The organism is Citrobacter sp. CK194, from assembly GCF_030333395.1.
Classification (GTDB): domain Bacteria; phylum Pseudomonadota; class Gammaproteobacteria; order Enterobacterales; family Enterobacteriaceae; genus Citrobacter_B; species Citrobacter_B koseri.
The window spans coordinates 1,271,735-1,297,264 of record NZ_JAOWGA010000019.1 but is presented as its reverse complement, the minus strand read 5'-3'; the positions used below and the strand labels follow the sequence as shown (position 1 = coordinate 1,297,264).

Sequence of the window (25,530 nt, the reverse complement as noted above, 5' to 3'; positions counted from 1 at the left end):
TATAGACATTTAAAAATCTGGCACCGATTTTGCCTTATCACTTCTGAACATCCTTAATTTGCACCATTTGCCCGTCCGGTTGCACCGGGACTTCCAGCAAGCTTAATTTCAGGAGTGAAACTATGCAGCGTCGTACATTATTAAAAGCCTTTGCACTGTCCGCCTCGGTGGTTGCGATGGGGCTGAGCTTTAGCGTTCAGGCGGCCGATACGATTAAGGTCGGCATCATGCATTCGCTATCCGGCACGATGGCCATTTCGGAAACCCCGCTTAAAGATATGGCGTTGATGACGATTGATGAGATCAATGCTAAAGGCGGCGTGCTGGGCAAAAAGCTGGAACCGGTGGTGGTTGACCCGGCCTCAAACTGGCCGTTGTTTGCAGAGAAATCGCGTCAGCTGCTGAGCCAGGATAAAGTCGCGGTCGTGTTTGGCTGCTGGACGTCGGTATCGCGTAAATCGGTGTTGCCGGTATTTGAAGAGTTAAACGGGCTGCTGTTTTACCCTGTGCAATACGAAGGGGAAGAGTTATCACCGAATGTTTTCTATACCGGCGCAGCGCCAAATCAGCAGGCTATTCCGGCTGTTGAATATCTGATGAGTGAAGACGGCGGCAGCGCGAAACGCTTTTTCCTGCTGGGAACCGATTATGTCTATCCTCGTACCACCAATAAGATCCTTCGCGCCTGGCTGCATGCCAAAGGCGTCGAGGATAAAGATATTGAAGAGGTGTATACCCCGTTCGGACACAGCGATTACCAGACTATCGTCGCCAATATCAAAAAATTCTCTGCGGGCGGCAAAACGGCGGTGGTCTCCACCATTAACGGCGACTCAAATGTTCCGTTCTACAAAGAGCTGGCGAATCAGGGGATAAAAGCGACAGACGTGCCGGTCGTGGCATTCTCGGTCGGTGAAGAGGAGTTGCGCGGTATCGATACCAGACCGCTGGTGGGCAACCTGGCGGCGTGGAACTATTTTGAATCTGTCGACAACCCCACTAACCAGAAATTCGTTGCGGATTACCGGGCATACGCCAAAGCGCATAAGCTGCCGAATGCCGACACCGTCGTGACCAACGATCCGATGGAAGCGACCTATGTGGGCCTGCATATGTGGGCGCAGGCAGTAGAAAAAGCCGGTACGACCGACGTCGATAAAGTCCGCGAGGCGATGGCGGGGCAATCCTTCGCTGCGCCGTCTGGCTTTACCCTGACGATGGACGCCACCAACCACCATCTGCATAAACCCGTCATGATTGGCGAAATTGAAGATAACGGCCAGTTCAATGTGGTATGGCAAACCGACGAACCGGTTCGCGCCCAGCCCTGGAGCCCGTTTATCGCCGGTAACGATAAAAAATCAGACCAGCCTGTTAAAACCGCCAGCAACTGATCTTTTGCCCTCCTGCGGGAGGGCACATTCTGGAGAACACTTTCATGAAAGCCATGCGCTTTATTCGGGGTGTGTTGCTAATGACGTGGCTGGTGCCGTGGATCGTGCAGGCAACCGATGCCGATGTGTTTGTTGGCGCCAGCCGGGCGCAACAGGCGACGTTATTAGAACAATGGGCCATCACGCCTGAGGCGCAGCGTTTGCCTTTGTTGAACGCATTAGCGCGTGAGAATGTGCTGACTGATAGCGCAAAGCACGCTTTCATTCGGCAGGGTACGCAGGTTCTGCCGCTCGGCGCTGTCGCCGCACCCGATGGCGAACTGAAAAAAGTTCGTCTGACTAACCGTCTGCGAAACCTGGTCAGTGGGGCGTTAGCCACGCATCAACTATTAAGTGACAATGTCACGGAAAGAGCCGCTGCCGCCAGCCTGTTACAGCGGGAGGCCACGCCCGCGATGCTGCCGCTTTTACAGCAGCGGCTGGCGCAGGAAACGGAAAGCGAAGTGACATCACGTCTGGAGATTGCGCTGGCTAACCTGCAACTGGTGAGTCCTTCCGCTGACGTCCGGCGTCAGGCGATTGTCCTACTGGGGCAGTCGGGCGACCCGGAAACGCAATCACGCCTGCAACCCTTTACGGATGCTGAACATGAACCGGATGCGCGTGTTCGCGAGGCCGCGACAGAAAGCCTGAACGCAATCGCGCAGCGGATGGTGATTGGCGATCTCCTGGGGCAGGCATTTATGGGGCTGTCGCTGGGATCGATTCTGCTGCTGGCGGCCCTGGGGCTGGCGATCACCTATGGATTACTGGGCGTAATCAATATGGCGCACGGTGAAATGCTGATGCTTGGCGCGTACAGCACATGGATGGTTCAGCAGTTTATGGGGCAGTTCATGCCACAGTGGCTGGCGTTTTATCCCGTTGTGGCGTTGCCGGTTGCCTTCCTGATCGCTGCCGGAACTGGAATGGCGCTGGAGCGCGGCATTATTCGCCATCTTTATGGTCGTCCTCTCGAAACGCTGCTGGCGACCTGGGGGATTAGCCTGATGCTGATCCAACTGGTACGCATGACCTTTGGCGCGCAAAACCTGGAGGTTGCCAACCCTGCGTGGCTTTCTGGCGGGGTGCAGGTCTATGCCAACCTGACATTGCCCTGGAACCGTATCGTGGTGCTGGGGTTCGCCATGCTGGTGCTGTTTTTCACCTGGCTATTGCTGAATAAAACCCGCCTCGGGATGCGCGTTCGCGCGGTAACGCAGAACCGCAGTATGGCGGCGTGTTGCGGCGTGCCGACGGGGCGCGTGGACATGCTGGCGTTTGGCCTCGGGTCGGGTATCGCCGGATTGGGCGGCGTGGCCTTGTCGCAACTGGGCAACGTCGGGCCGGAACTGGGTCAGGGATACATTATTGATTCATTTTTAGTGGTGGTGCTCGGTGGCGTCGGACAGCTGGCGGGAAGCGTGGCCGCCGCATTTGGGTTGGGTATCTTCAATAAGATTCTGGAACCGCAAATGGGCGCGGTGCTGGGCAAAATCGTCATTCTGATTGCGATCGTTCTGTTTATCCAGAAACGGCCTCAGGGATTGTTTGCGCTGAAAGGGAGGGTTATTGATTAATGACCATGCCAATGACATTAACACTGGCGCGTAGAGCGCCGCGTACTGTCCGGGTTTTTGGCCTTTGCCTGCTGGCGGCGCTGCTGATTCTGCCTTTTCTGGCGCTGCTGCCTGCGGAACACCCGCTGGCTGTCCCGGTCTGGGTGTTAACGCTGGCCGGGAAGATCCTCTGTTACGCCATTGTCGCTGTGGCGCTGGATCTGGTGTGGGGGTATGCCGGGATGCTGTCGCTGGGGCACGGTATTTTCTTCGCGCTGGGCGGGTATGCGATGGGAATGTATCTGATGCGTCAGGCCTCTGGCGACGGACTTCCCGCGTTTATGTCTTTCCTCTCCTGGAGTGAATTACCGTGGTTCTGGTGGGGAACGCAGCACTTCGCCTGGGCGATGCTGCTGGTCGTGCTGGTTCCGGGACTGCTGGCGCTGGTGTTCGGCTATTTTGCCTTTCGCTCAAAAATCAAAGGCGTCTATTTTTCCATTATGACCCAGGCGCTGACGTTCGCAGGCATGCTGCTGTTTTTCCGTAACGAAACCGGGTTTGGCGGCAATAATGGGTTTACGGGGTTTACCACGTTGCTGGGCTTCCCTGTTGCGGCGACCTCCACGCGCATAGCGCTGTTTCTCGCGACCGTCATATTACTGGTGCTGGCGCTGTGGCTGGGGTATCTCCTTGCACGCAGTAAGTTTGGCCGCGTTCTGACCGCCGTGCGCGATGCGGAAAATCGCCTGATGTTTTGTGGGTACGATCCGCGTGGCTTCAAACTGCTGGTATGGACGCTCTCCGCTGTTCTGTGCGGTCTGGCGGGCGCCCTGTACGTTCCTCAGGTCGGCATCATTAACCCCAGCGAAATGTCGCCGACCAACTCTATTGAAGCGGCTATCTGGGTCGCGCTGGGCGGGCGCGGCACCTTAATTGGCCCGGTGTTTGGCGCAGTGCTGGTGAACGGCGCTAAAAGTCTGTTTACGGTGATTATGCCGGAGTACTGGCAGCTGTTTCTCGGCCTGATCTTTATTGGCGTTACGCTGTTTTTACCGCGCGGCGTCATTGGTCTGTTTCGCAAAGGAGAAAAATGATGCAACCGGATGACGGACTTTTTACCCGCCAGTTGCCGGGGGATCGTTTTCGCGATCAAACAGACCCGGTTCTGCAACTGGAAGGGATCAACGTCAATTTTGACGGCTTCCAGGCGCTGACGGATTTAACCCTGAACATTGGCGTAGGGGAATTGCGCTGCGTTATTGGCCCTAATGGCGCCGGAAAAACCACCTTAATGGATGTGATTACCGGTAAAACCCGGCCGCAAAGCGGACGCGCGATTTACGATCAGTCCACGGACTTAACTTCGCTCGATCCTATTGCGATTGCCCGCCAGGGCATTGGGCGTAAATTTCAGAAACCGACCGTGTTTGAGGCCCTGACGGTGGAGGAGAATCTGGAACTGGCGATGAAAGAGGATAAATCCGTCTGGGCCACGTTAAGAGCGCGCCTCTCGGGCGAACAGCGGGATCGCATTGACGAGATGCTCGGGCTATTGCGCCTGGGCGCGGAGCGTGGGCGTCGCGCCGGGCTGCTTTCGCACGGACAAAAGCAGTTTCTGGAAATCGGTATGCTGCTGGTACAGGAGCCGCACCTGCTGCTACTGGATGAACCTGCGGCGGGGATGACGGACGCGGAAACGGAGTATACCGCTGAGCTGTTTCGCACTCTGGCGGGGAAACACTCGCTGATGGTGGTGGAGCATGACATGGGGTTTGTCGAAACCATTGCCGACCATGTTACCGTTTTGCATCAGGGGCGCGTGCTGGCGGAAGGGAGCCTGCGCGACGTCCAGGCCAATGAACAGGTTATTGAAGTTTACCTCGGGCGATAGGGAGGACGGATGTTACAGGTGAATGAACTGAATCAATATTACGGCGGCAGTCATATCCTGCGCGGGGTAAGTTTTGAGGCCCGCATTGGCGAAGTAACCTGTTTGCTTGGGCGTAACGGCGTGGGAAAAACCACCTTACTGAAGTGTCTGATGGGGTTAATCCCGGCACGCACCGGCAATGTGATCTGGCAGGGGAAGAACATCACCCAGCGTAAACCGCATCAGCGCGTGCGGGCCGGTGTCGCCTATGTGCCGCAAGGGCGGGAGATTTTTCCTCGCCTGACGGTAGAGGAAAACCTGCTGTTGGGGCTGTCGCGTTTTTCCGCCCGCGATGCAAAACAGGTGCCGGATGATATTTACGCGCTGTTTCCGGTGCTTAAAGAGATGAAGCACCGGCGAGGGGGCGATCTCTCCGGGGGGCAACAGCAGCAGCTGGCAATTGGCCGGGCGCTGGCCTGCCGTCCTCAGCTGTTAATTCTGGATGAACCGACCGAAGGGATACAGCCGTCGGTGATCAAAGAGATTGGGCAGGTGATTTCACATCTGGCGCGTCAGGGGGATATGGCGATTTTGCTGGTGGAGCAGTTCTATGATTTTGCCGCCCAACTGGCGGATCATTACTTATTGATGTCGCGGGGAAGCATTATTCAGAGCGGCAGGGGTGAGAATATGGAAGCGGAGGGCGTCCGCGGTCTGGTCGCGATCTGAGTTCCGGGACTGCACCGGACGTTATCCGGCACAGTCTGGCGTGCCGTCAGCACATTGCGGGCTGCCCCCAGGGTCTGGCCCGCATCCCTTTTAGCATCAGCGTCCAGGCAAGAATAATCGTGACGATCAGCACCGCAAACAGGGACCAGGCGGGCAAGGTGGTGAGGATCACGCCGCTGACCAGCGGGTTGACCGCCGCGCCGAGCCAGCCAAGCGACTGCGCTGAGAAGTAGCTTGCTTTCATCCCCGCCGGAGCAATGTTATCGATCAGCATATATTCGCCCGGGGCATAAATAACCTCGCCAATGGTAAATACGGCGGCGGAGAGCCCCCAGAGCAGCAGGCTGTTTCCTGAAATCATAAAACCAACCAGCCCAGCCACAAAACAGATTGTGCCGGTCGCCATCAAGGGTCTGATATTTGCGGTCGTTAACCGACGGCCTACGGCATATTGCAGGCTGACGACAATCGCCGCGTTGACGGGGAGTACGACAGCCACCACTTTTTCGGCAAAATTACCGTTCGCGACGACCATGACATACTGGGAAATACATGAGGCGAACGCGCCGCTGACAAATGACGCCAGGAAGGCCGAGAGGGTAAACCAGAGCAGGGCTTTATCGCGTAACAGCACCGATGGCGACCAGACTGACGCCGTTGTTCCTTCAACGGGCGTCTCTGCGCGCTTCACCCAGGTCTGGATAAACACCAGCGGGAAAGCAGAGCAAATGGCCGCAAGCCAGAACGGCAGGTTGATGCTTTGCATGACCAGCAGGGTGCCAAGCGGCGGCCCGACGGTCCAGCCAATATTGAGCACGGTATAGTTGAGGGAAAATATTTTGCTCCTGGTTGTGGCGGAAAGATTGTCGGCAAACCAGGCTTTCAACACGGTGGCAAAGACGGAGTAGGCGCAGTTTATCAGGGCGAAAAGCAGCACCACCAGCGTGACGCTGTGCACCAGGGGGATGGCGATAAAGCCCAGCAAGAACGCCGAAATTGCCAGAAGCATATAGCGCTTTTTATCGAACTTATCCGCGAGGATGCCGAAACCCAGGCTGAAAATCACGCCGATGGTTAACGCTACCGTCATGGCATAGCCGATCAGATCGACGCTCAGATCGTACTGGCGGTTAAGATAGATCGTCATGAACGGAAGCGTGGCGCCGCGCCCAATGGTCAATAACAGTGATGAGGCGAGTAAAGCGAGGGTGGAGCGTCTCAGCGTTGTGTTCATTTTCCTGCCCGACAATGCGTTTCATTATATTTATTGGTGATTTAAAGCAATAGCACGGCAAAAGTGTGATGTATACCCGAGATGTTGTTCGAAAGTGCTCGTCCCGCCCTACCTGAATTAATGATCTGTTCCGGGGCGATGATTTCCGTTAACTTAACTTGTTTACAAAAATTTAATATTTGCAGGGGCTGTGGTATGTCGCGTAAAGACGGGTTATTGGCATTACTGGTCGTGGTGGTGTGGGGGCTTAACTTTGTCGTCATCAAAGTCGGGCTGCACAATATGCCGCCGCTGATGCTGGCGGGATTACGTTTTTTGCTGGTCGCGTTTCCGGCCATCTTCTTCGTTGCGCGTCCGAAAATCCCGCTGCCGCTGTTACTCGGCTACGGCCTGACCATCAGTTTTGGTCAATTCGCGTTTCTCTTTTGTGCGATTAAATTCGGAATGCCTGCCGGGCTGGCGTCACTGGTGCTACAGGCGCAGGCGTTTTTTACCATCGTACTGGGCGCGTTTGCGTTCGGCGAGCGTTTGCAGGGCAAACAGGTGGCCGGTATCGCGCTGGCGGTGTTTGGCGTTCTGCTGCTGATAGAAGCCAGTCTCAATGGGCAACATATTGCGATGCTCGGGTTCATGTTAACGCTGGCGGCGGCATTCTGCTGGGCGTGCGGGAATATTTTCAATAAGAAGATCATGCAACATGCCACTCGCCCGGCGGTGATGTCGCTGGTGGTCTGGAGTGCGCTGATCCCGATTATTCCCTTCTTTCTGGCCTCTTTGATTCTGGACGGTTCTGCGCAGATGGTTCAGAGCCTGATCGCGATTGATATGACGACGATTTTATCGCTGGTGTATCTGGCGTTTGTCGCCACGATTGTCGGTTACGGGATCTGGGGAACGTTGCTCGGACGCTATGAAACCTGGCGCGTGGCGCCGCTGTCTTTGCTGGTGCCGGTTGTGGGGTTGGCCAGCGCGGCTGTGTTGCTCAATGAGACGCTTACCGGGTTACAGTTTCTTGGCGCGGTGCTGATTATGGCGGGTTTGTACATCAACGTGTTTGGTTTTCGGCTGCGCAAAACGGCGCAGGTAAGGGGATAAAAAAAGCCCCGCAGTGGCGGGGCAAAAACGAATTACAGGCTGTGTCCGTTGTAATACGGTACGCCTAATTCGTCGGATTTATCGCTTCCCGCACCCATATGATTGAAATCGAATGGCGACTGGTCATGCGCAGACGGCATGACCATCGCATCGCGATTATTTTGTGTTCCAGGTTGTGCGGTTTGCTCCGCAATGCTTGGGCCAGAGACAACAAGCAGCACAGCCAGCATTGCGGAAGACAGAGATTTCATGATTTCCTCGATTACGTCATTAACAGGCGATTAGCAATTACAATGGTTGAGTGGATGCAAATACCGGGATTCGCCATGCATATTGGTAATACGGTACTTATGCGGTGGAACGTCGAAATAGTTTTTAAATGTCCGGGTCAGCGTCTGCTGTGACTCAAAGCCATAACGTTCCGCCAGGTACAGGATCGGCTCGTTACTTTCTTTTAATTTCTGGGCTATTTCAGTCATTTTGCGACTGCGGATGTACTGGCCTAATGAGTGACCGGTCTCTTTTTTAAACATCCGTTGCAGGTGCCATTTGGAGTAACCTGAACGCTCTGACACTTTTTCCAGTGAGAGCGGCGATTCCAGGTTATCTTCGATCCAGTCCAAAATGCTATGAATGGTAATAGCGTCAGTATTGCGTCTGGACATCGTCATACCTCTTTCTGTTTACGGCAGGATTTTCTTAAGCAAAAGCTCAAGTGTTGCCACTTCATCCGCCGTTAAGTTTTTTGTTAGTTCCTGGTGCAGGTCTTGTCCTACTAACTGATGACATTGCTCACAAATTGCTGCGCCGTGTTCGGTGAGTTTTACCAGCACGCCGCGTTTGTCATGTGGATTTGGCAGTCTTTCGATCCAGCCTTTACAGACCAGCCGATCAAGCATGCGCGTCAATGCGCCGAGATCGACAGACAGCACTTTCTTCAGCTCGACCGGGGTAATGCATACCGCGCAACGGATAGAACAGAGCACCTTAAACTGCGATGCGGTGATATCCAGCGGCGACAGATAGTCGTTCAACAGACGATCTTTTTTCTGATTGACCATGTAGATCAAGCGACCCAGCGGGATGATTTCGTTGAATAGGTCACTGGTGCTTTTCACAATGGTTGCCCCGGCAAGTAGTTAGTCACGGCAGATACTATTGCCCAGGCAAATATAAGTCAATCGAATGAATAAGGGGATGCCACGATTTGCTAAAACGCGTCAGTGCAGGGGCTGCATCACGGGGTAATTTATTAATAATAATTACTGGTTATGCTTATTCGACATAATGAATGCTTAATGGCGAAACGCCGCGTTTTCCCTTTATACTTGCCGCTTACAACGAGCTTGATGGGGAAGAGATGGCATTATGATGGATTTGTTTAAAGCGATAGGGCTTGGGCTGGTTGTCCTGCTGCCTTTGGCGAACCCGCTAACCACGGTGGCGTTGTTTTTAGGCCTGGCCGGTAATATGAACAGCGCGGAGCGTAACCGTCAGTCGCTGATGGCCTCCGTGTATGTGTTCGCCATCATGATGGTTGCGTATTACGCCGGTCAACTGGTGATGAACACCTTTGGAATTTCCATCCCCGGTTTGCGCATTGCGGGTGGGCTGATTGTCGCCTTTATCGGCTTTCGGATGTTGTTCCCGCAGCAGAAGGCGCACGAATCGCCGGAGGCGAAAAGCAAGTCAGAAGAGCTGGAGGACGAGCCTTCCGCCAATATCGCTTTTGTTCCGCTGGCGATGCCGAGCACCGCAGGGCCGGGGACGATCGCGATGATCATCAGTTCGGCCTCTACCGTACGTCACGGCGTCGATTTTCCCGGCTGGGTTATTCTGGTGGCACCACCGCTTATTTTTCTGGCGGTGTCAGTGATTCTGTGGGGTTCTCTGCGCAGTTCAGGGGCGATTATGCGTCTGGTCGGCAAGGGGGGAATTGAAGCTATTTCCCGCCTGATGGGCTTCTTACTGGTCTGTATGGGCGTGCAGTTTATCATTAACGGCGTGCTGGAAATTATTAAGACTTACCATTAAGTGACATGTGTTGCCCTGAAAAAATAAAAACCACCGTTGGTAGCGGTGGTTTTTATTTTTGAAGCCAGTCATTAATTCAGGAAAGGCTTCAGCACTTATAAAAAGTGCGATAAACCAAACTTAACACGCGCATTATCTTACGCCACATCAGGCCATCATACAAATCTAACCGTTAATGATTACATCGCTAAGCCGTCTTATATTCGGTGCTGAATTATTTATGTTTTTATATACACCCTGTGAATTAATGTATAAAAATCATTGTGTTGATGCGTTTTTCGGGGAAGGTTATACTGCGCAGGTGTGTTGATTATCGTTTTACTGGCTTTTGCTCCTGTGCAAAAAAAGTTTCTAAGTCCTGGCTTACGGGGTGGTACCTGCGAGCGCCTGGGCCAGGAATGCGATAAACCAAACTTAACACACTTGATCTTCGGTGGACGGGCAAGGAGAGGCTAAGCCGGAGTAATCGCATTCCTCTTTAAGAGGAAGAAAGCGTGGTGAATATCTTAAGCACGATTATTGTGGTTCTTGAGTTCATCGTTGCATCATTGCAACTGATCTTATCGTTCATTAAGTAACATTGATAAGAAACGAGTAAAGGGCCAGAACTTACCTGCTCTGGCCCTTTATAAAAAAGTCATTTTATTGGGGTTTTACTTCAATGCTGCGGCTGCTCTTCCAGTGAAACAGGCCAGCGGCGAAAGATAATGATCGACCACACCAGCGCCGCCAGGGCTGGCACTGCGCCGACGTAGCCAATAGTGGACATCGACCAGTGTAAACTCACCTGATTCCCCACCAATGCGCCAGCGCCAATGCCAATATTAAAAATGCCTGAGAACAGCGCCATTGCCACATCGGTGGCGTCCGGCGCCAGTGCCAGGACTTTCACCTGCATCCCCAGGCCTATCACCATAATGGCGATACCCCAGAAAATACTCAGCACGGCAAGATGGCTTTCGCTGTCTGCTGCGGGCAGCAGGAGCATCAGGCAAATCACCAGCAGCATAATGGCAATGCTGATAAGCGGCGAGGCGTACTGATTACCCAGTTTGCCGAATACCACGCTGCCGATAATCCCGGCGCCGCCGAGGATCAGCAGTAATACCGTGGCAAAGTTTGCGCTCAGACCCGCCACCGTTTGTACAAACGGTTCAATATAGCTGTATGCCGTATAGTGTGCGGTGACCACCACGACCGTCAGTAAATAAATACTCATTAGCGCCGGGCGACGGAACAGCAGCGGCAGGCTTTTTAGTGACCCAGAATGTTCGCTGGGCAATTTCGGCAGCAGTTTGATCAGGCATACCAGCGTGATTAACGCCCCTATACCAATGGCGAAGAACGTTGTTCGCCAGCCGAAGTATTGACCAACAATACGCCCGATAGGCAGCCCCAGCACCATCGCCAGCGCGGTTCCGGTGGCGATCAGACTCAGTGCCTGCGCGCGTTTGCCTGGCGGCGCAAGGCGAATGGCCAGCGAAGCGGTAATAGACCAGAAGACAGCGTGTGCAAACGCGATCCCGATGCGGCTGATTACCAGCACGGTAAAATTCCATGCCAGGAAGGAGAGCACATGGCTGGCAATGAAGAGAACAAACAGGCAGATTAGCAGTTTACGCCGCTCAACCTGACTGGTCAGCAACATAAAGGGCAACGACATCAGCGCCACAACCCAGGCATAGATCGTCAGCATAATCCCGACCTGCGCGGTCGGCATAGCAAAGCTCCGGGCGATGTCCGACAGTAAGCCAACAGGGACAAACTCTGTGGTATTGAAAATAAAAGCGGCAATAGCAAGCGTAACTACCCGTAGCCACGCGACCTTGCGGGAAACAGTGTTTGTTGTCATAAGAGTAAATCGGGTTAGTTGCGAAAAGGCGAGGTCACGATCTTAAAACGTTTGCTGGCGAAAATACAATCATTTTGTGATGTATGTCTCATTATCGTTGATGAGCCGATTGATGAAACAAACGAAATAGCGTCCGGGTATGGAAATCATCCCGGACACCGTATTCAGGGGAGTTTTGCGATATTCGCTTTGATGACTTCGGCGGAGTATCTGAATTTCGCCAGCTCATCATCGGCTAACTGTAATTCGATAATTTGTTGAACACCGCTTTGAGTCAGCACCGCCGGTACGCCGATGGCGACGCCGTCAACGCCGTATTCCCCCTCCAGTACGCAGGAGATGGCCAGCGCCCGATGGCTTCCGGTGAAGACGTTCCGGCAAATTTCCGCAATGGTTCCGGCAATACCATATTCAGTGCAGCCCTTGCGGTTATAGATTTCAAACCCATGTTTGCGCACTTTTTCCGCCATCGCCTCGACGTCCAGGATTTTACCCGTACGGCGTTGATAAACATCCGCAATCGGAGAACCGTAGACGGAGGAGTGGGACCAGACCGGGAATTGCGTATCGCCATGCTCTCCCAGAATAAAGGCATCGATGCTTTGCGCGCCGATATCCAGTTCCTGCGCCAGCGCGCGCCGTAAACGGGTGGTGTCCAGCCAGACGCCGGTGCCGATTACCTGGCTGCGCGGCAGGCCTGATAGCGTCCATACCTGCCAGGTAATGATATCGCAAGGATTGGTGGCAATAAGAAAGATGCCGTTAAAGCCGCCATCCATCATTTCCGGCACGATCTTTTGGACGATCCGCGCAGTGTTGTTCAGCTCATCAAGCCGTGTTTGCCCTGGTTTTAATGCGCCGCCGGAAACGGTAATCACGGCGATATCGACATCGGCGCATTCATGCGCCTCCCGGGTGGAAATGGTCATCATCCCCGGCATGTAGGCCGCTGCATCGGCGAGATCCAAAGCATGGCCTTCCGAACGATCTCTGTTCAAATCGACCAGAATCAGTTCTTCACAAATATTCTGATTGAGCAGAGCGTAAGCTGCTGATGCGCCAACATTACCTGCCCCAATGATCATCACTTTACGCGCTTTGGTGTTCATGACTGTTCCATATCCGTTTTCGTCTTGCGCAGTATAAAACGCTTCTCCCGGCAGGCGTAGCCCCAAACCCATAGGATAATGCTATGGCTGCGAGGACGGATTCAGCAGGGCGATAAACGCGTCCAGTTGACGGGTCATTGCCCCGCGACGCCACACAAGCCAGGTGTCCAGCCATCGCCACTCTTCGCTCAACGGCCAGGCTTCAACCTGATGATGCCCGGGCATACTTTCCAGCATGGTACGAGGGATCAGCGCGATGCCCGCTCCGGCGATAACGCACGCCAGCATGCCGTGGTACGACTCCATTTCATGAATGGTGCCGGGCATCGCGCGATCGGCATGAAACCAGCTTTCAAAGTGACGGCGATAAGAGCAGTTTGCGCGAAAGGCGTAGATATTGCTGCCATTCACGTCTTTTGCCCGCCGTACGGGGGAATGCCCATGAGGGGCGACAATCATCATCTCTTCACGGTATACCGGCATACCTTCAAGACCCGGATGAGTAATCGGGCCATCAACAAACGCTGCGTTAAGTCTGCCTTCCAGAACGCCTTCGAGCATTGTCCCGGAAGGCCCGGTAGAGAGGGCGAACTGGATTTTGGGGTAACGCTGATTGTACCCGGCAAGCGTGGCCGGGATGCGTACCGCAGCGGTGCTTTCCAGCGCGCCGAGTGAAAACAGTCCCTGAGGTTCATCACCGGCGACCACCATTCGCGCTTCATCAACCAGCGCCAGGATCTGCTGGCTGTAGCGCAGAAAGTTATGTCCGGCGGGCGAAAGGCGCAGCCGCTGACTTTCACGAATAAACAGATCCACGCCAAGATCGGCCTCAAGCTGGCGGATTCGCGTAGTGAGGTTCGACGGGACGCGATGCACCTTCGCCGCCGCCTGCGTAATACTGCCGGTTTCGGCCACGGCATTGAACATTTCCAGCTGAGTCAGATCCATAGTTTTCTCTTTTTGTGAACGCAGTGCTTAATATTATTCATTTTTCAGAAAGAGTAAATGCGCCCATTATGCAGGCATATCCCGCAACGTAGAGAGACAAACCGATGACGATGACACCTGCTACACATGCGATTTCCGTGGACCCGACAACCGGTGAAACGCTGGCGATGATGCCGTGGGCCAGCGCTGATGATATTGAAAATGCACTCACTCTGGCTGCCCGTGGATTTGAGGAATGGAAACGCACGACGGTGGCATACCGGGCGCAGAAACTTCGCGATATCGGGCAAGCGCTGCGTAACCGTACAGAAGAGATGGCGCACAGTATTTCCCGTGAGATGGGAAAACCGATCCGGCAGGCGCGCGCCGAGGTGGCGAAATCTGCGGCGCTCTGTGACTGGTATGCAGAACATGGCCCCGCGATGCTTAACCCGGAACCGACGCTGGTGGAAAATCAGCAGGCGGTGATTGCATATCGTCCGCTGGGGACAATACTGGCGGTCATGCCGTGGAACTTTCCGCTCTGGCAGGTATTACGCGGGGCGATTCCCATCCTGCTGGCGGGTAACGGCTATTTACTAAAACATGCGCCGAATGTGATCGGTTGTGCTGAACGTATTGCGCAGATCTTCGCCGATGCCGGTATTCCGGCGGGCGTTTATGGTTGGGTGAATGCCAGTAACGACGGCGTTAGCCAGATGATTAACGATCCCCGTATTGCCGCCGTGACGGTAACGGGCAGCGTGCGTGCCGGGGCCGCGATTGGCGCGCAGGCCGGGGCTGCGCTGAAAAAATGCGTGCTTGAACTGGGCGGTTCCGATCCGTTTATCGTTCTTAACGATGCCGATCTGGATCTGGCTGTTAAAGCCGCTGTCGCCGGTCGCTATCAAAATACCGGGCAGGTATGCGCGGCGGCGAAGCGCTTTATTGTTGAAGAGGGGATTGCCGGGGAATTTACTGAACGGTTTGTTGCCGCCGCCAGCGCACTGAAAATGGGCGATCCGCTGGCGGAAGAGAACGATCTCGGCCCTATGGCGCGTTTTGATCTACGGGATGAGCTGCATCAGCAAGTGGAGGCATCAATAGCAGAAGGCGCGCGTTTATTACTGGGCGGTGAAAAGCTCGCCGGGGAAGGCAACTATTATGCCGTGACGGTGCTGGGCGATGTGACGCCTGAGATGACGGCGTTTCGTCAGGAGTTGTTTGGGCCCGTGGCGGCGATTACCGTGGCGAAGAACGCCGAACATGCCTTGCATCTGGCTAATGACAGCGACTTTGGGTTGTCGGCGACGCTGTTCACTGCGCGTGATGCACTGGCTCAGGAGATGGCATCGCGCCTGGAATGCGGCGGGGTGTTTATCAATGGATACAGCGCCAGCGATCCGCGTGTGGCATTTGGCGGCGTGAAGAAAAGCGGCTTTGGTCGCGAGCTCTCCCATTTTGGCCTGCATGAGTTTTGCAACGTACAAACTGTCTGGAAAAACCGTCTGTGATCGTTCTGGCGTCTTCTTGAGGCGCCATGTCACATTACTGCAATAGTTCTGTCATTTTCTCTCCGTACACTCGCGCATAACGCATTGATACAGAAGAATATCATGAACTTAACGCAAATTTTTCGAGGCTTAATTCGTCGTTTCACTCCCCGCCAGTTTGGTCTGTTAACGGGAATATTTTGCATTATCGCGCTGTTTTCTATTTTGCAGGTTGCGTCATCCCTGATGCTGTCGTTTTCCGTGCGAGACGCTCAGCGTAACGAACAACGTAACCAGCAGGCACTGCTGCAACAAACGAAGGTGGATGAGGCGAGGGTAGCGCTGTTGTCCGCAAGCGATCTGCTGAACCGGGCGGGCGTTTACTTTATGCAGGATGCCGCAACGGGATCAGAAGGCAGCTGGCGCCCGTTGATGGATGAAGCTCAGCAGGCGCTGGTAGAGTCAAAAACGGCCTGGGATGCCTGGCTTGCAATGGCCCCTCATAAAGACGACGGCCTGATTGAGAGTTATCAGCGTTTTTATAGCGGTATTCAGGAACAGGCGGATGGTCTGAGCCAGACTAACGCCATCGACGCGTTCTTTGCAGTTCCTGTTCAGGCGTTTCAGACAGATTTCAATGAAAACTATGCCCGCTTTCAGCAAGAGAGCGGGCGTCAGACAGAGGGTGGCAGGCAGCAGCTGATTGCCAGCCTGGAAGGGTTGCAGCACCTCTTTTTGTTCATCCCGTTTGTGCTGGTGGTGATTGCCCTGCTGGTCTGGAGCGGCATGTCTCGTTGGGTTATTTCTCCGCTGCGCCGCCTGATCGCCCATATTAATATTCTGGCCGCAGGCGATCTATCCGAACCGATGCCGAAGGTGAGCGGGTTTAACCGCGAGGTCGCGCAACTCAGTTCACGCATTGATGCGATGCAACAGGGGCTGAGGCAGCTGGTGCAGCAGGTGAGCGATGCCACCACCGCAATGGTCGGCAACATCGATCAACTTGCGCAGAGCAACAAACAGCTTTATCAGCAATCGGCGAAACAGAGCGAAGAGTTAAGTAGTGTCACCTCGCATATCTCGTTTCTGGAAACGCATGTCGAGGACAATAGCGGCTTTGCCAGACTGGCTAATCAACGTGCAGCCGAGGCGCGTCAGGTAGCAGCTGGCGGCGATCGTATGATGGAGACCGTTAACCGTTCGATGCAGGCGATTGTTGAGCGATCGTCAGAAATGCGCGGGATCATCTCTCTGATTGACAGCGTCGCGTTCCAGACCAATATCCTGGCGCTGAACGCGGCTATCGAAGCGGCCCATGCCGGAGAACAAGGTCGCGGATTTGCCGTGGTGGCAAAAGAAGTGGGACTGCTGGCCCGTAAAAGCAGTCAGTCCACGCAGAACATACAGGAACTTATCCACCACTCCTTGCAGGGAATCGAGGAGGGTTCACATGCGGTTAATCGGCTGGAAGAGAATTTACAGCAGGTGATTTCGTTAGTAGACAATCTGGGCATACTGTTGAATGACATCTCTGGCGCCACGTTAAGCCAGGGGGACAGCATCCACCAGATGACGGGGCAGCTACAGGCGCTTAACCGTGCGGCGCAAGAGACCAGCAGCCTGGTGAATACCGCATCGGCATCATCGCTGCAACTGCATCATGAATCTCATCAGCTTCTGAACGCGGTGGCGCGATTTCGTCTTTCTGCCTGACGCCGCACATTCAGCTCTGTTATACTCGCAGGCCTTTTCAGACCTGCGAGCAAGGAGCACATTGTGGCCAGGGCCATGGACAATTCAATTTTAGAGACCATCCTTCAGCAGGTGCGCCCGTTGATTGGACAGGGGAAAGTGGCTGATTACATCCCTGCGCTGGCTTCTGTCGATGGGTCAAAACTGGGGATCGCCATTTGCACCGTTGACGGGCAATACTATCAGGCTGGCGATGCGCAGGAACGCTTCTCAATACAATCCATATCAAAGGTGCTGAGTCTGGTGGTGGCGATGCGTCACTACCCGGAAGAGGAAATCTGGCAACGTGTCGGAAAAGATCCCTCCGGGTCGCCATTCAATTCTTTGGTGCAACTGGAACTGGAGCAAGGGATACCGCGTAACCCCTTCATTAATGCTGGCGCGCTGGTGGTCTGCGATATGCTGCAAGGGCGACTGAGCGCGCCGCGCCAGCGTATGCTGGAAGTGGTCCGGGCGCTTAGCGGCGTGTCGGATATTGCGTATGACGTCACGGTCGCCCGTTCTGAATTTGAGCACTCCGCACGCAATGCTGCTATTGCCTGGCTGATGAAGTCATTTGGTAATTTCCAGCATGATGTCACTACCGTTTTGCAAAATTACTTTCACTACTGCGCGTTGAAAATGAGCTGTGCGGAACTGGCGCGTACATTTGTTTTTCTGGCCAGACAGGGGCAGGCGTTTCACCTTGATGAACCGGTTGTCTCGCCGATGCAGGCCCGACAAATCAACGCGCTGATGGCGACCAGTGGAATGTACCAGAACGCAGGCGAATTTGCCTGGCGAGTAGGATTACCTGCCAAGTCAGGCGTTGGCGGCGGGATTGTGGCGATTGTCCCGCACGAAATGGCGATTGCGGTATGGAGCCCTGAACTGGACCCGGCGGGCAACTCCCTGGCGGGTATTGCGGTACTCGAACAACTCACCCAACAATTAGGTCGTTCGGTTTACTGATGAACGCGCTTGATCCACTTTTTTCTCGCCTGTCACGTTCGCCATTTCGCGCGCGGTTTCGTCTTGGCGCAAAAGAAAGGCAGTATTGCTGGGATAAAGGCGCGCAGGTTATTGAACAACATGCCGCCGAGTTTATTGCTAAGCGGCTGGCCCCGGCTTTTCCGCGCAACGATGGTAAACAAACGCCGATGCGCGGCCACCCCGTATTTATTGCCCAACACGCGACGGCGACCTGCTGCCGTGGTTGTCTGGCGAAATGGCACAACATTCCCCAGGGAGAACCGCTGAGTGAAGAACAGCAGCAGTATGTTGTTGCCGTCATTCACCACTGGCTGGTTATCCAGATGACTCAGCCGTAAATCTCCGCGTCGTGAGAGATGTTAAAGCATAAAACAGTTTTGATTAATCGTGACTACTTGATCAAAACAGGGTTTCAATATCATAAAGTTTGCTAACCTGTTCTACCAATTCAAACAGGTTGTATGACTAATTAAGAAGGGAACCCATTGTGAAAACTCTAAACCGTCGCGATTTTCCCGGTGCCAGCTATCCTGAGCGCATCATTCAGTTTGGTGAGGGAAACTTCCTGCGCGCCTTTGTTGACTGGCAAGTTGATCTGCTGAATGAACATACCGATTTGAACGCCGGAGTGGTCATTGTTCGCCCTATCGAAAGCACGTTTCCGCCGTCATTGAGTACCCAGGACGGGCTCTATACCACGATTATTCGTGGTTTGAATGAAAAGGGCGAGGCGGTTAGCGACGCGCGTTTGATCCGTTCTGTTAACCGTGAAATCAGTGTCTATGATGATTACGATGAATTCCTGAAACTGGCGCATAACCCGGACATGCGTTTTGTTTTCTCTAATACCACAGAAGCCGGTATTAGCTACCATGCCGGTGACGCATTTGATGACGCGCCCGCGGTCAGCTACCCCGCGAAGCTGACGCGACTGCTGTTTGAACGTTATACCTGTTTTGACGGCGCGCTTGATAAAGGCTGGATTATCATTCCTTGTGAACTGATTGATTACAATGGTGAGGCGTTGCGCGAGCTGGTACTGCGTTACGCTCAGGAGTGGAACTTGTCCGCTGCGTTTGTGCAGTGGCTGGATCAGGCGAACACCTTTTGCTCCACGCTGGTTGACCGGATTGTGACCGGATATCCGCGTGATGAAGTGACGCAACTTGAAGCGGAACTTGGCTATCACGATGCTTTTCTCGATACAGCGGAGCATTTTTATCTGTTTGTGATTCAGGGGCCAAAAAAGGTAGCGTCTGAGCTGCGTCTTGATAAGTATCCGCTCAACGTGCTGATTGTTGATGACATCAAGCCGTACAAAGAGCGTAAGGTCGCGATCCTGAATGGTGCGCATACGGCGCTGGTGCCCGTTGCGTTCCAGGCCGGGCTGGATACCGTTGGTGAAGCCATGAATGACCGCGACATTTGCGCCTTTGTTGAAAAAGCCATCTATGAAGAGATTATTCCGGTACTGGATTTACCTCGCGACGAGCTAATGTCGTTCGCCAGTGCGGTGACGGGGCGTTTCCAGAATCCGTATATTAAACACCAGTTGTTGTCGATTGCGTTAAATGGCATGACTAAATTTCGCACCCGTATTTTACCGCAGCTACTGGCAGGGCAGCAGGTCAGCGGCGTTTTACCGGCGCGCCTGACGTTTGCGCTTGCGGCGCTGATCGCATTTTATCGTGGTGAACGTCGCGGCGAGACGTATCCGCTCCAGGATGATGCGCACTGGATTGAGCGCTATCAACAGTGGTGGCATCAACATAGCGACGGTCTTATCAGCACACAGGATTTGGTTCATACCGTGCTGGCCGTGGACGCGCATTGGGAGCAGGATCTGACGCACGTTGCAGGTCTGGTCGAACAGGTTACGACCGACCTGGATGCAATCCTGACGAAAGGGATGCGTGAAGCGGTAAAACCGCTGTGCTAATCATCTGACCCGGCTGCGGCCGGGTTTTGTTTTCATGTTATTTAGTTACAACATACTTTTGAAGGGAAATTAATCGCTGTCTGAAACTTCCGTGCGTTTACCCGTCAGACAGAAAAGGAAGGGCTGGCGAAACAGGCAGACAGGGTGAGGGCGATGCGCTTAATGCGCATGAAGATCTTCATCCTGAGGCTCGTCAAATACGCCAGTTAACAACGCAACGGTAGGCGCATCATCAATTGCGCCTACTGAACTTCCGCAGTGAGAACAAAATGCCCGACTGGAGATATCCGAAGAGCGCCAGACCGCAGGCTTGTCTCCTTGTCCTGTCCACGTCACATCCTGAGCGTCGAACTCAACCCAACTGACCGAATAGGCACCTGTATGTTTTTGGCAAATCGAGCAGGAACAGGTATGTGGATTTTTCGGCGCTACTGCCGAAAAACGGATAAAACCGCACAGACAGCCGCCAGTATAGACTTTGCTCATCGTCATTTCCGTTAAACATTCATTTCCCGACACTATCAGATGATCCCACACTCAACCAGTGATGAATGGCAGAAAGGAGAACAGACGCAGGATCATAATGACAAAGCGGGATCTGTGTTACAACGGAGGCTAAACAGATATCTCAATGGCGGGAAAACCGTGTCTATCTGTCTATTGGAATTTGCCAGCGACAGCGCATTTGTTGCGTTTTTCCGTCAACACACGGGATTAACGCCAACGCGTTATCCACAGAAAGTTTTGGACGGAATGAGTGGATAACTCAGTTACAATAGAAGCAACGTAAGCATAATGAGTGGAAAATAATGTCTGCTATCGTCACGGAAAGATTCATTCTGCGCCCTCAAGCCATCACAGATTATGATGTATGGTATCCGATGTATTCAGACCCTAAAATATTTCATCTGGTTAATGCCCCAGGCTTTACACCAGAAGAGGCATGGAACCGCCTGTTGAGAAACATCGGGCATTGGTCTGTTTTTGGTTACGGTATATTTTCTATTTTTCAAAAGTCTGACGGCACGTTTTTAGGCGAAACAGGACTGGCTAATTTTCATCGTGGCATTGATGAAAACTTTGAGAACTGTGTCGAGGCATCATGGGTTATTTCACGTTCAGCTCAGGGGCTGGCGTAGCAAAGGAAGCCGCTGCCGCTGCACATCAGTGGTTTGTCCATTTGTTTTCACCCTCGAAGACAATTTGTCTTATCGCAAAGAATAACATTCCGTCCATTCGTGTTGCTGAGCATGTGGGCTACCGTATTTATGATGAATGCTTATACAAAGGCGCTGAGTGTTTAAAACTTGAATGCTTATGGGATAAATAAAAGCATGGGCCGTCGTCACGGCCCCGTATTCCTGATTACACTTCAGGCTCCGCCAGATAGTGCCGTAAAGGGTGAATCTGATGTCCACGCTCGTCGAGATTTTCCGTTCTTAGCCAGACAGATATCGCACTGGATATCTTCGGCCACTCGGCGCTAATAATTGAATATGTTGCGATATCCACGCTCCTTGATTTTATGATTTGCTTATCACGTAAGATACCTTCTTTCCGAAACCCAATTCTTTCAGCAGCATTCATTCCAGCATGATTAAGCGTGTCTGTTTGCCACTCACAACGACGATATTTAAGGACATCAAAAACATACATCAGTAAAAGATAAATTGCTTCCGTGCTTAAAAAGGTGCGTTTTATCGCTGGCGTGAGATGTACATATCCGATTTCCGCAACGCCATTATTCTTGTCTATATTAAAAAGGGCGAGGGTGCCTCGGGCTTTCGCAGATTTATTTTCTATTATGGCATAATATGAAATTCCGCCCTGACTGATGATGCGTTTGATATAGTCAAAGGTTGCTTGCCTTGTCTCGGGGCGTTCATCAGGAAGATAAGTCCAGTCCCGTGGGTCTTCTATGCTATGCCAGCCCTGATAAAGATCATCACAGTGGTAAGTCGCAAGGGGTTGTAAGTGACAGTAACGGCCTGACAACTGGCGCGTGTCAGGTAAAATAAAATCAAGGTTACCCTCAAGATGTCTGCCTACATATTGACCGAAGATATTAAGCTCTTTCATACTCTTCTCCTTAAAATAATAACGACAAGGATTTAAACGAGTAATATCGGTATGTTTATGTGAGTAAGCGACAGGTTCCTTAGTATGTTAACAACAACTGATGGATGTACCCGATGAAAACATTATATATTAACCATAGCATATTTTAATCTTGCTACAGCACTTCTGAGCGCTTTGTGATAAATATCATATTCAGCATTATGTTGTGCGTTAACTTAAATTTAAGCCGTTTCAGGAGAGTGTATGAACTTGACCATACGTTATGCTGTACCTGCCGATACCCCGATATTGCAAACGCTGGGGAGGTCAAGTTATTACCATCATTTCAAAGAGTTATGGGATTGTCCTGTAGAGCTTCGACAATTTATTGACAGTGAGTACGTGCCGGACCAACTTGAAAATAGTTTAAATGATCCGTCAGTCACCTGGCTCATTGCGGAAAGCGATAAGCCAGTAGGTTTTGCGAAGATAAGCTGGGACCGTCCAGTTAGCGGTGGTAATCACTCAGGAGCGCTCTTAAACAAACTGTATTTTGCACCCGGAGAAACCGGTAAAGGATATGGCCGAATTCTTTTCGAAAAAGCTATCGAGATAGCAAGGCATAAGGAGCAGCATTTTTTCTGGTTGCAGGTTCTTAAGGGTAACGACAGCGGGCGTCGGTTTTATGAATCCCTGGGGATGCAGCATCTTGCGGATGAGGAATTCACAACGCCTAAGCAAAAAAGCGTGTTACATGTATTTGGAAAATGTATTTAGACATCGCGGGAAGTGCCGGAGATGTGAAACAGAGCCCCAGAATCAACGGAGTCGTGCTGGAGAAAGTGCTTCAGAGACTATAGCGGCCAGCACAAAGGATGACTACAAAACCACAGATTCTCCCTTTATCCTCTTTAGTGCGCATAATGTATATTATGTTAAATGGCGGGCGGGAACACGTAAGCCGCTTGTTATCTACGTTAACTCAGAGAAAGCCTTCTCTCCCTAAGTGCTAATCGTATATGTAGTTCAATTATAATGCAACTACAAACAAGCGACAAACATCACACCCCCGCCCTTTTCATTCCATCATCCCTTTTATCAATCACATACGGGCATTAATTGATCCGTTTCGATCACTCAACAGATCGCGTTACCGCTTCGTAGGTGCGTTCGCAGATACTTCCGGCGCTTGCCGCATCATCAGCATACTTAGCGATTTCTCCCGCGCGGCGGTCAGATTCTTCGTACAGGTCGGCAAGCAAACTTGCGGTCTCGGCGGTTGTCTGCCTTCGGGCGGCATCTGCGGAAATGCGGCTTGTCTCACTGGCTGCGAGTTCACGCCTGATACTGACGATTGCTCCGCGCAGCCTGTCAGCAGCATCATTAGCAGCAACGGCATCAGCCAGGGCTTTTTGTTTTTCCTGTTCAGCATGATTGGTGATTTCCTGTATTTCTCTCTGACGGCGCAATTCTTCATCACGCTCTTTCTGTTCCTGTTTAAGCTGTGCGGTTTTGTCAGCTTCATCGCGTTTTGACCATTCCAGTTTCCAGTCTTTGCGCTCCGCTTGCTTTCCAGCATCGTACCCCGACTGGTGAATCACATAACCTGCGGCGCATAGTAGTGATGCCATTAAAAAACCAGCTATCAGCGTGTATCCAGTTTTCATTTATCTAAGTCCCAGCACGTTAGCTCAGATTCCTGGTCTCGCCGGATAACCTGACCAAAGCAATTATTCTCACGGATACGACAATCACGCCCTGCATCCCATACCCAACGTTTAATCTGTGCACAGGCTCCTTTAAAATTTCCAGCGTTTAGATCCCGATAAAAACCGGATGGAAAACATTTACCAGGGCCAATATTCCACGGACAAAACGACGCAATACCAACTTTCTGAGGTTCGGTTAATGGCACATGAATATTTTTATCAACCCACGCCAGCGCCTTAGCCTGTTCAGCTTTGTCTATTTTGTCGCACTGCTCACGCGTTAGTTTCATGCCCTTAATTACCGGCTTTCCATCAACGTAAGTTACGCCACCGCAAATAGTCCAGATTCCCCGGCTATTATCCTGATACGCTTCAAGACTGGTGCCTTCTTTTTCATGCTGAAATTGCGCCATCATTACCGGGGCGCTCGCCCCGGCTGCAATCAGCGCCAGCATTACAGCACTTAACTTACTTTTATTCGCCACGGACACCCCCACTTAATGCAATAAGGTACTTTTTCCGCTCGTAATACCAATTCACAAGGCATGTAATCACCGTGCATAAAATACCGATTATTACCGCCCATTCATTCAATGAGAGCATTGCGAGAGCCGCCGTGATAATGCCTATCCTGTACTTAAACCAGTCCCAAAACTTAACCGCGCCAACTGCTACGGCGATTATTAAGGCCATCATTAGCCCCAGCTTTTTAGGCGATAGCGATTCAATAAAACGCTTCCAGAATCTCCCCACTTAATCACTCTCCACTTCGTCGTAAAAGAAAAGGCCAAAACCACCAGCAAAAGCATTCACATCGCCAAACGACTCATTAGGACGTAAACGAGCAACACCAACAGCACCAACCCCGGCATAACCCGGTAACTTTCCACTAAGGTTGTGCCAGACACCTGGACGCAAACATATTTGTGACAGTGTAACCGTCCTGTCTGCGTTGGAAATTTCCAGCCACCATAGTTTTGTTGTGGTCGCAAAGAACAACCGCATGTTCAAAACGATGCCGTTTAATGAGGATGTGAATTCTTGGGCTGCTATGGATGGAATAACGCTAATTTCATAGTAAGCTGGCTGCATTTTTAGACGCCTCCGAACACGCGGCGCATCTTCTCAAGCGCGAAAACTTTTTGAGGCTCTTTTTTGGCATCAACTGGCGTTGCGCTTTTCTTCCCTGCGGAAACTGTCCCCTTCCCTGCCGGGCTGGAAGTTTTTGCCTGTGCTGATTTATTGCGCGAACGCTGGAAGGTTACTGTCTCAACTTTTTGAGCAGTCATTTTTATCGTGTAGCAATTTTTCTTTGGCACAGCTTCGATATTTAATGACTGGATGACGCTCTGAGGCATCGCCATGAAAGATGTGTAAACAGAAACAAACTCTTTTAGTTCGTATGCGGCCATGATTTGCTGTGCCTGATTCATGGCCTGAATCATGTTTTGAGTTGTGTAGAGAAGGCCGTATGTATACGGGAAATCAGCACCAGTAATGATGCCTTCGAAAGTTACAATCTTTGGATCGTCTACAGTACCATCAGAGATTTTATAACCCGTTTCTACTTTTCCCTGGGCTATTGTGCGCTTGGCCTCAAACCCCTCTCTGGTTTTTAGTCTTAGTGACACTGTAACGCCTGATTCGAACACCATCACTGCGCGTTGGTCGCGTGGTGCCGTAATCGCCCCATCCATACCGTCAGCCATGAAAACCCCATAAAAAATCCCCTACGTAGAGGGGATTTTTACACCTTATCGGCGTG

At 52.3% G+C, this 25,530-nt stretch carries 29 protein-coding genes; 15 read left to right on the top strand and 14 right to left on the bottom strand.

The annotated features are described in order from the left end of the window. Window positions 1-122 precede the first annotated feature (122 nt). From urtA to urtE, 5 genes are read left to right on the top strand one after another with little or no spacing between them, the layout of a single operon-like run. Window positions 123-1,394 carry an urea ABC transporter substrate-binding protein gene (gene urtA, locus OGX80_RS22240; RefSeq protein ID WP_049009976.1) on the top strand — a complete coding sequence of 424 codons (1,272 nt, stop codon included), beginning with the start codon at window positions 123-125 and terminating at the stop codon, window positions 1,392-1,394. Between the two features lie 44 nt (window positions 1,395-1,438). Then, window positions 1,439-3,013 (top strand): urea ABC transporter permease subunit UrtB, encoded by a 1,575-nt coding sequence (gene urtB, locus OGX80_RS22235; RefSeq protein WP_012132434.1) that lies wholly within the window; start codon window positions 1,439-1,441, stop codon window positions 3,011-3,013. Continuing rightward, window positions 3,013-4,086, top strand: a complete 1,074-nt coding sequence (gene urtC / locus OGX80_RS22230; RefSeq protein ID WP_286471496.1) for an urea ABC transporter permease subunit UrtC — start codon at window positions 3,013-3,015, stop codon at window positions 4,084-4,086. The genes urtB and urtC overlap by 1 nt, the downstream gene beginning before the upstream one ends. After that, window positions 4,086-4,883, top strand: a complete 798-nt coding sequence (gene urtD, locus OGX80_RS22225) for an urea ABC transporter ATP-binding protein UrtD (protein ID WP_024130341.1) — start codon at window positions 4,086-4,088, stop codon at window positions 4,881-4,883. The genes urtC and urtD overlap by 1 nt, the downstream gene beginning before the upstream one ends. A 9-nt stretch (window positions 4,884-4,892) precedes the next feature. Continuing rightward, entirely contained in the window at window positions 4,893-5,591 is a 699-nt protein-coding gene (urtE, locus tag OGX80_RS22220) for an urea ABC transporter ATP-binding subunit UrtE (RefSeq protein WP_012132431.1), read from the top strand. A 46-nt stretch (window positions 5,592-5,637) separates the two neighbouring features. Here the strand turns inward: urtE and ydeE are convergent, their stop codons facing one another. Then, complete coding sequence (gene ydeE, locus OGX80_RS22215) at window positions 5,638-6,825, bottom strand: efflux MFS transporter YdeE (protein WP_115181652.1); 1,188 nt, start codon at window positions 6,823-6,825, stop codon at window positions 5,638-5,640. Window positions 6,826-7,020: 195 nt separating this feature from the next. On the opposite strand from ydeE, the gene eamA reads away from it, so the two are divergent. Continuing rightward, window positions 7,021-7,920 carry an O-acetylserine/cysteine exporter gene (eamA, locus tag OGX80_RS22210; protein ID WP_115181651.1) on the top strand — a complete coding sequence of 300 codons (900 nt, stop codon included), beginning with the start codon at window positions 7,021-7,023 and terminating at the stop codon, window positions 7,918-7,920. Between the two features lie 32 nt (window positions 7,921-7,952). Here the strand turns inward: eamA and marB are convergent, their stop codons facing one another. The 3 genes from marB to marR are packed head-to-tail and all read right to left on the bottom strand — an operon-like array spanning window position 7,953 to window position 9,038. Next, window positions 7,953-8,171 carry a multiple antibiotic resistance protein MarB gene (gene marB, locus OGX80_RS22205; protein WP_110494266.1) on the bottom strand — a complete coding sequence of 73 codons (219 nt, stop codon included), beginning with the start codon at window positions 8,169-8,171 and terminating at the stop codon, window positions 7,953-7,955. Window positions 8,172-8,201: 30 nt separating this feature from the next. Next, a complete protein-coding gene (gene marA, locus OGX80_RS22200; protein ID WP_024130339.1) occupies window positions 8,202-8,585 on the bottom strand; it encodes an MDR efflux pump AcrAB transcriptional activator MarA in 384 nt (127 codons plus the stop codon). An 18-nt stretch (window positions 8,586-8,603) separates the two neighbouring features. Next, a complete protein-coding gene (gene marR / locus OGX80_RS22195; protein ID WP_012132424.1) occupies window positions 8,604-9,038 on the bottom strand; it encodes a multiple antibiotic resistance transcriptional regulator MarR in 435 nt (144 codons plus the stop codon). A 250-nt stretch (window positions 9,039-9,288) separates the two neighbouring features. On the opposite strand from marR, the gene OGX80_RS22190 reads away from it, so the two are divergent. Further along, window positions 9,289-9,954: a MarC family NAAT transporter gene (locus OGX80_RS22190; RefSeq protein ID WP_012132423.1), complete on the top strand. Its 666-nt coding sequence runs from the start codon at window positions 9,289-9,291 to the stop codon at window positions 9,952-9,954. A 658-nt stretch (window positions 9,955-10,612) separates the two neighbouring features. On the opposite strand, the gene OGX80_RS22185 is transcribed toward OGX80_RS22190, so the two are convergent. The 3 genes from OGX80_RS22185 to ptrR all read right to left on the bottom strand — a co-directional run bounded on the left by OGX80_RS22185 (window position 10,613) and on the right by ptrR (window position 13,863). After that, entirely contained in the window at window positions 10,613-11,806 is a 1,194-nt protein-coding gene (locus OGX80_RS22185; RefSeq protein ID WP_012132421.1) for a sugar transporter, read from the bottom strand. 164 nt (window positions 11,807-11,970) lie between these two features. Beyond that, window positions 11,971-12,915: an L-lactate dehydrogenase gene (locus tag OGX80_RS22180; protein WP_024130338.1), complete on the bottom strand. Its 945-nt coding sequence runs from the start codon at window positions 12,913-12,915 to the stop codon at window positions 11,971-11,973. Window positions 12,916-12,996: 81 nt separating this feature from the next. Beyond that, window positions 12,997-13,863 (bottom strand): putrescine utilization regulator PtrR, encoded by an 867-nt coding sequence (ptrR, locus tag OGX80_RS22175; RefSeq protein WP_047457132.1) that lies wholly within the window; start codon window positions 13,861-13,863, stop codon window positions 12,997-12,999. A 104-nt stretch (window positions 13,864-13,967) separates the two neighbouring features. Between ptrR and sad the strand changes: the two genes are divergently transcribed. From sad to OGX80_RS22150, 5 genes are all read left to right on the top strand, one after another. Then, window positions 13,968-15,356, top strand: coding sequence for a succinate-semialdehyde dehydrogenase (sad, locus tag OGX80_RS22170; RefSeq protein WP_071258314.1), 1,389 nt, complete (start codon window positions 13,968-13,970; stop codon window positions 15,354-15,356). A 102-nt stretch (window positions 15,357-15,458) separates the two neighbouring features. Next, a complete protein-coding gene (locus OGX80_RS22165) occupies window positions 15,459-17,048 on the top strand; it encodes a methyl-accepting chemotaxis protein (RefSeq protein WP_047457125.1) in 1,590 nt (529 codons plus the stop codon). A 63-nt stretch (window positions 17,049-17,111) separates the two neighbouring features. Continuing rightward, window positions 17,112-18,038, top strand: a complete 927-nt coding sequence (gene glsB, locus OGX80_RS22160) for a glutaminase B (RefSeq protein WP_058669100.1) — start codon at window positions 17,112-17,114, stop codon at window positions 18,036-18,038. Next, a complete protein-coding gene (locus OGX80_RS22155) occupies window positions 18,038-18,397 on the top strand; it encodes a DUF4186 domain-containing protein (protein WP_115181650.1) in 360 nt (119 codons plus the stop codon). The genes glsB and OGX80_RS22155 overlap by 1 nt, the downstream gene beginning before the upstream one ends. Before the next feature lie 149 nt (window positions 18,398-18,546). Further along, window positions 18,547-19,998, top strand: coding sequence for a tagaturonate reductase (locus OGX80_RS22150; protein ID WP_115181649.1), 1,452 nt, complete (start codon window positions 18,547-18,549; stop codon window positions 19,996-19,998). Between the two features lie 159 nt (window positions 19,999-20,157). On the opposite strand, the gene OGX80_RS22145 is transcribed toward OGX80_RS22150, so the two are convergent. Continuing rightward, entirely contained in the window at window positions 20,158-20,484 is a 327-nt protein-coding gene (locus OGX80_RS22145) for a GFA family protein (RefSeq protein ID WP_024130336.1), read from the bottom strand. 323 nt (window positions 20,485-20,807) lie between these two features. Between OGX80_RS22145 and OGX80_RS22140 the strand changes: the two genes are divergently transcribed. Together OGX80_RS22140 and OGX80_RS22370 are read left to right on the top strand one after the other, a co-directional pair. Further along, a complete protein-coding gene (locus OGX80_RS22140) occupies window positions 20,808-21,137 on the top strand; it encodes a GNAT family N-acetyltransferase (RefSeq protein WP_115181647.1) in 330 nt (109 codons plus the stop codon). After that, on the top strand, window positions 21,101-21,328 hold the full coding sequence (locus tag OGX80_RS22370) for a GNAT family N-acetyltransferase (RefSeq protein WP_115181646.1): 228 nt from the start codon (window positions 21,101-21,103) through the stop codon (window positions 21,326-21,328). Before OGX80_RS22140 ends, OGX80_RS22370 begins: the two co-directional genes overlap by 37 nt. A gap of 35 nt (window positions 21,329-21,363) precedes the next feature. Here OGX80_RS22370 and OGX80_RS22135 read toward each other — a convergent pair whose 3' ends face one another. After that, window positions 21,364-22,077 (bottom strand): GNAT family N-acetyltransferase, encoded by a 714-nt coding sequence (locus OGX80_RS22135; RefSeq protein WP_012132412.1) that lies wholly within the window; start codon window positions 22,075-22,077, stop codon window positions 21,364-21,366. A 243-nt stretch (window positions 22,078-22,320) separates the two neighbouring features. On the opposite strand from OGX80_RS22135, the gene OGX80_RS22130 reads away from it, so the two are divergent. Beyond that, window positions 22,321-22,833 (top strand): GNAT family N-acetyltransferase, encoded by a 513-nt coding sequence (locus OGX80_RS22130; protein WP_115181645.1) that lies wholly within the window; start codon window positions 22,321-22,323, stop codon window positions 22,831-22,833. A gap of 356 nt (window positions 22,834-23,189) precedes the next feature. Here OGX80_RS22130 and OGX80_RS22125 read toward each other — a convergent pair whose 3' ends face one another. Genes OGX80_RS22125 through OGX80_RS22105 form a run of 5 tightly spaced genes read right to left on the bottom strand, consistent with a single transcriptional unit; the run spans window position 23,190 to window position 25,474 of the window. Beyond that, window positions 23,190-23,723 carry a DUF2514 family protein gene (locus OGX80_RS22125; RefSeq protein ID WP_286471493.1) on the bottom strand — a complete coding sequence of 178 codons (534 nt, stop codon included), beginning with the start codon at window positions 23,721-23,723 and terminating at the stop codon, window positions 23,190-23,192. Continuing rightward, the gene (locus OGX80_RS22120) at window positions 23,720-24,250 is read right to left on the bottom strand and encodes a lysozyme (protein WP_502873591.1); all 531 of its coding nucleotides are present in this window, start codon (window positions 24,248-24,250) and stop codon (window positions 23,720-23,722) included. The genes OGX80_RS22125 and OGX80_RS22120 overlap by 4 nt, the downstream gene beginning before the upstream one ends. Next, the gene (locus OGX80_RS22115) at window positions 24,240-24,458 is read right to left on the bottom strand and encodes an HP1 family phage holin (protein WP_286471504.1); all 219 of its coding nucleotides are present in this window, start codon (window positions 24,456-24,458) and stop codon (window positions 24,240-24,242) included. Before OGX80_RS22115 ends, OGX80_RS22120 begins: the two co-directional genes overlap by 11 nt. 60 nt (window positions 24,459-24,518) lie before the next feature. After that, window positions 24,519-24,857 carry a phage baseplate plug family protein gene (locus OGX80_RS22110; RefSeq protein ID WP_286471492.1) on the bottom strand — a complete coding sequence of 113 codons (339 nt, stop codon included), beginning with the start codon at window positions 24,855-24,857 and terminating at the stop codon, window positions 24,519-24,521. 2 nt (window positions 24,858-24,859) lie between these two features. Further along, the gene (locus OGX80_RS22105; protein WP_286471491.1) at window positions 24,860-25,474 is read right to left on the bottom strand and encodes a phage baseplate protein; all 615 of its coding nucleotides are present in this window, start codon (window positions 25,472-25,474) and stop codon (window positions 24,860-24,862) included. Window positions 25,475-25,530: the final 56 nt, after the last annotated feature.

Excerpts from the sequence above, each read along its gene's own strand:
- urtA (WP_049009976.1), top strand. The coding sequence starts at position 123 with ATGCAGCGTCGTACATTATTAAAAGCCTTTGCACTGTCCGCCTCGGTG.
- urtB (WP_012132434.1), top strand. The coding sequence starts at position 1,439 with ATGAAAGCCATGCGCTTTATTCGGGGTGTGTTGCTAATGACGTGGCTG.
- urtC (WP_286471496.1), top strand. The coding sequence starts at position 3,013 with ATGACCATGCCAATGACATTAACACTGGCGCGTAGAGCGCCGCGTACT.
- urtD (WP_024130341.1), top strand. The coding sequence starts at position 4,086 with ATGCAACCGGATGACGGACTTTTTACCCGCCAGTTGCCGGGGGATCGT.
- urtE (WP_012132431.1), top strand. The coding sequence starts at position 4,893 with ATGTTACAGGTGAATGAACTGAATCAATATTACGGCGGCAGTCATATC.
- ydeE (WP_115181652.1), bottom strand. The coding sequence starts at position 6,825 with ATGAACACAACGCTGAGACGCTCCACCCTCGCTTTACTCGCCTCATCA.
- eamA (WP_115181651.1), top strand. The coding sequence starts at position 7,021 with ATGTCGCGTAAAGACGGGTTATTGGCATTACTGGTCGTGGTGGTGTGG.
- marB (WP_110494266.1), bottom strand. The coding sequence starts at position 8,171 with ATGAAATCTCTGTCTTCCGCAATGCTGGCTGTGCTGCTTGTTGTCTCT.
- marA (WP_024130339.1), bottom strand. The coding sequence starts at position 8,585 with ATGTCCAGACGCAATACTGACGCTATTACCATTCATAGCATTTTGGAC.
- OGX80_RS22190 (WP_012132423.1), top strand. The coding sequence starts at position 9,289 with ATGATGGATTTGTTTAAAGCGATAGGGCTTGGGCTGGTTGTCCTGCTG.
- OGX80_RS22185 (WP_012132421.1), bottom strand. The coding sequence starts at position 11,806 with ATGACAACAAACACTGTTTCCCGCAAGGTCGCGTGGCTACGGGTAGTT.
- OGX80_RS22180 (WP_024130338.1), bottom strand. The coding sequence starts at position 12,915 with ATGAACACCAAAGCGCGTAAAGTGATGATCATTGGGGCAGGTAATGTT.
- ptrR (WP_047457132.1), bottom strand. The coding sequence starts at position 13,863 with ATGGATCTGACTCAGCTGGAAATGTTCAATGCCGTGGCCGAAACCGGC.
- sad (WP_071258314.1), top strand. The coding sequence starts at position 13,968 with ATGACGATGACACCTGCTACACATGCGATTTCCGTGGACCCGACAACC.
- OGX80_RS22165 (WP_047457125.1), top strand. The coding sequence starts at position 15,459 with ATGAACTTAACGCAAATTTTTCGAGGCTTAATTCGTCGTTTCACTCCC.
- OGX80_RS22155 (WP_115181650.1), top strand. The coding sequence starts at position 18,038 with ATGAACGCGCTTGATCCACTTTTTTCTCGCCTGTCACGTTCGCCATTT.
- OGX80_RS22145 (WP_024130336.1), bottom strand. The coding sequence starts at position 20,484 with ATGAGCAAAGTCTATACTGGCGGCTGTCTGTGCGGTTTTATCCGTTTT.
- OGX80_RS22140 (WP_115181647.1), top strand. The coding sequence starts at position 20,808 with ATGTCTGCTATCGTCACGGAAAGATTCATTCTGCGCCCTCAAGCCATC.
- OGX80_RS22370 (WP_115181646.1), top strand. The coding sequence starts at position 21,101 with ATGGGTTATTTCACGTTCAGCTCAGGGGCTGGCGTAGCAAAGGAAGCC.
- OGX80_RS22135 (WP_012132412.1), bottom strand. The coding sequence starts at position 22,077 with ATGAAAGAGCTTAATATCTTCGGTCAATATGTAGGCAGACATCTTGAG.
- OGX80_RS22130 (WP_115181645.1), top strand. The coding sequence starts at position 22,321 with ATGAACTTGACCATACGTTATGCTGTACCTGCCGATACCCCGATATTG.
- OGX80_RS22125 (WP_286471493.1), bottom strand. The coding sequence starts at position 23,723 with ATGAAAACTGGATACACGCTGATAGCTGGTTTTTTAATGGCATCACTA.
- OGX80_RS22115 (WP_286471504.1), bottom strand. The coding sequence starts at position 24,458 with ATGGCCTTAATAATCGCCGTAGCAGTTGGCGCGGTTAAGTTTTGGGAC.
- OGX80_RS22110 (WP_286471492.1), bottom strand. The coding sequence starts at position 24,857 with ATGCAGCCAGCTTACTATGAAATTAGCGTTATTCCATCCATAGCAGCC.
- OGX80_RS22105 (WP_286471491.1), bottom strand. The coding sequence starts at position 25,474 with ATGGCTGACGGTATGGATGGGGCGATTACGGCACCACGCGACCAACGC.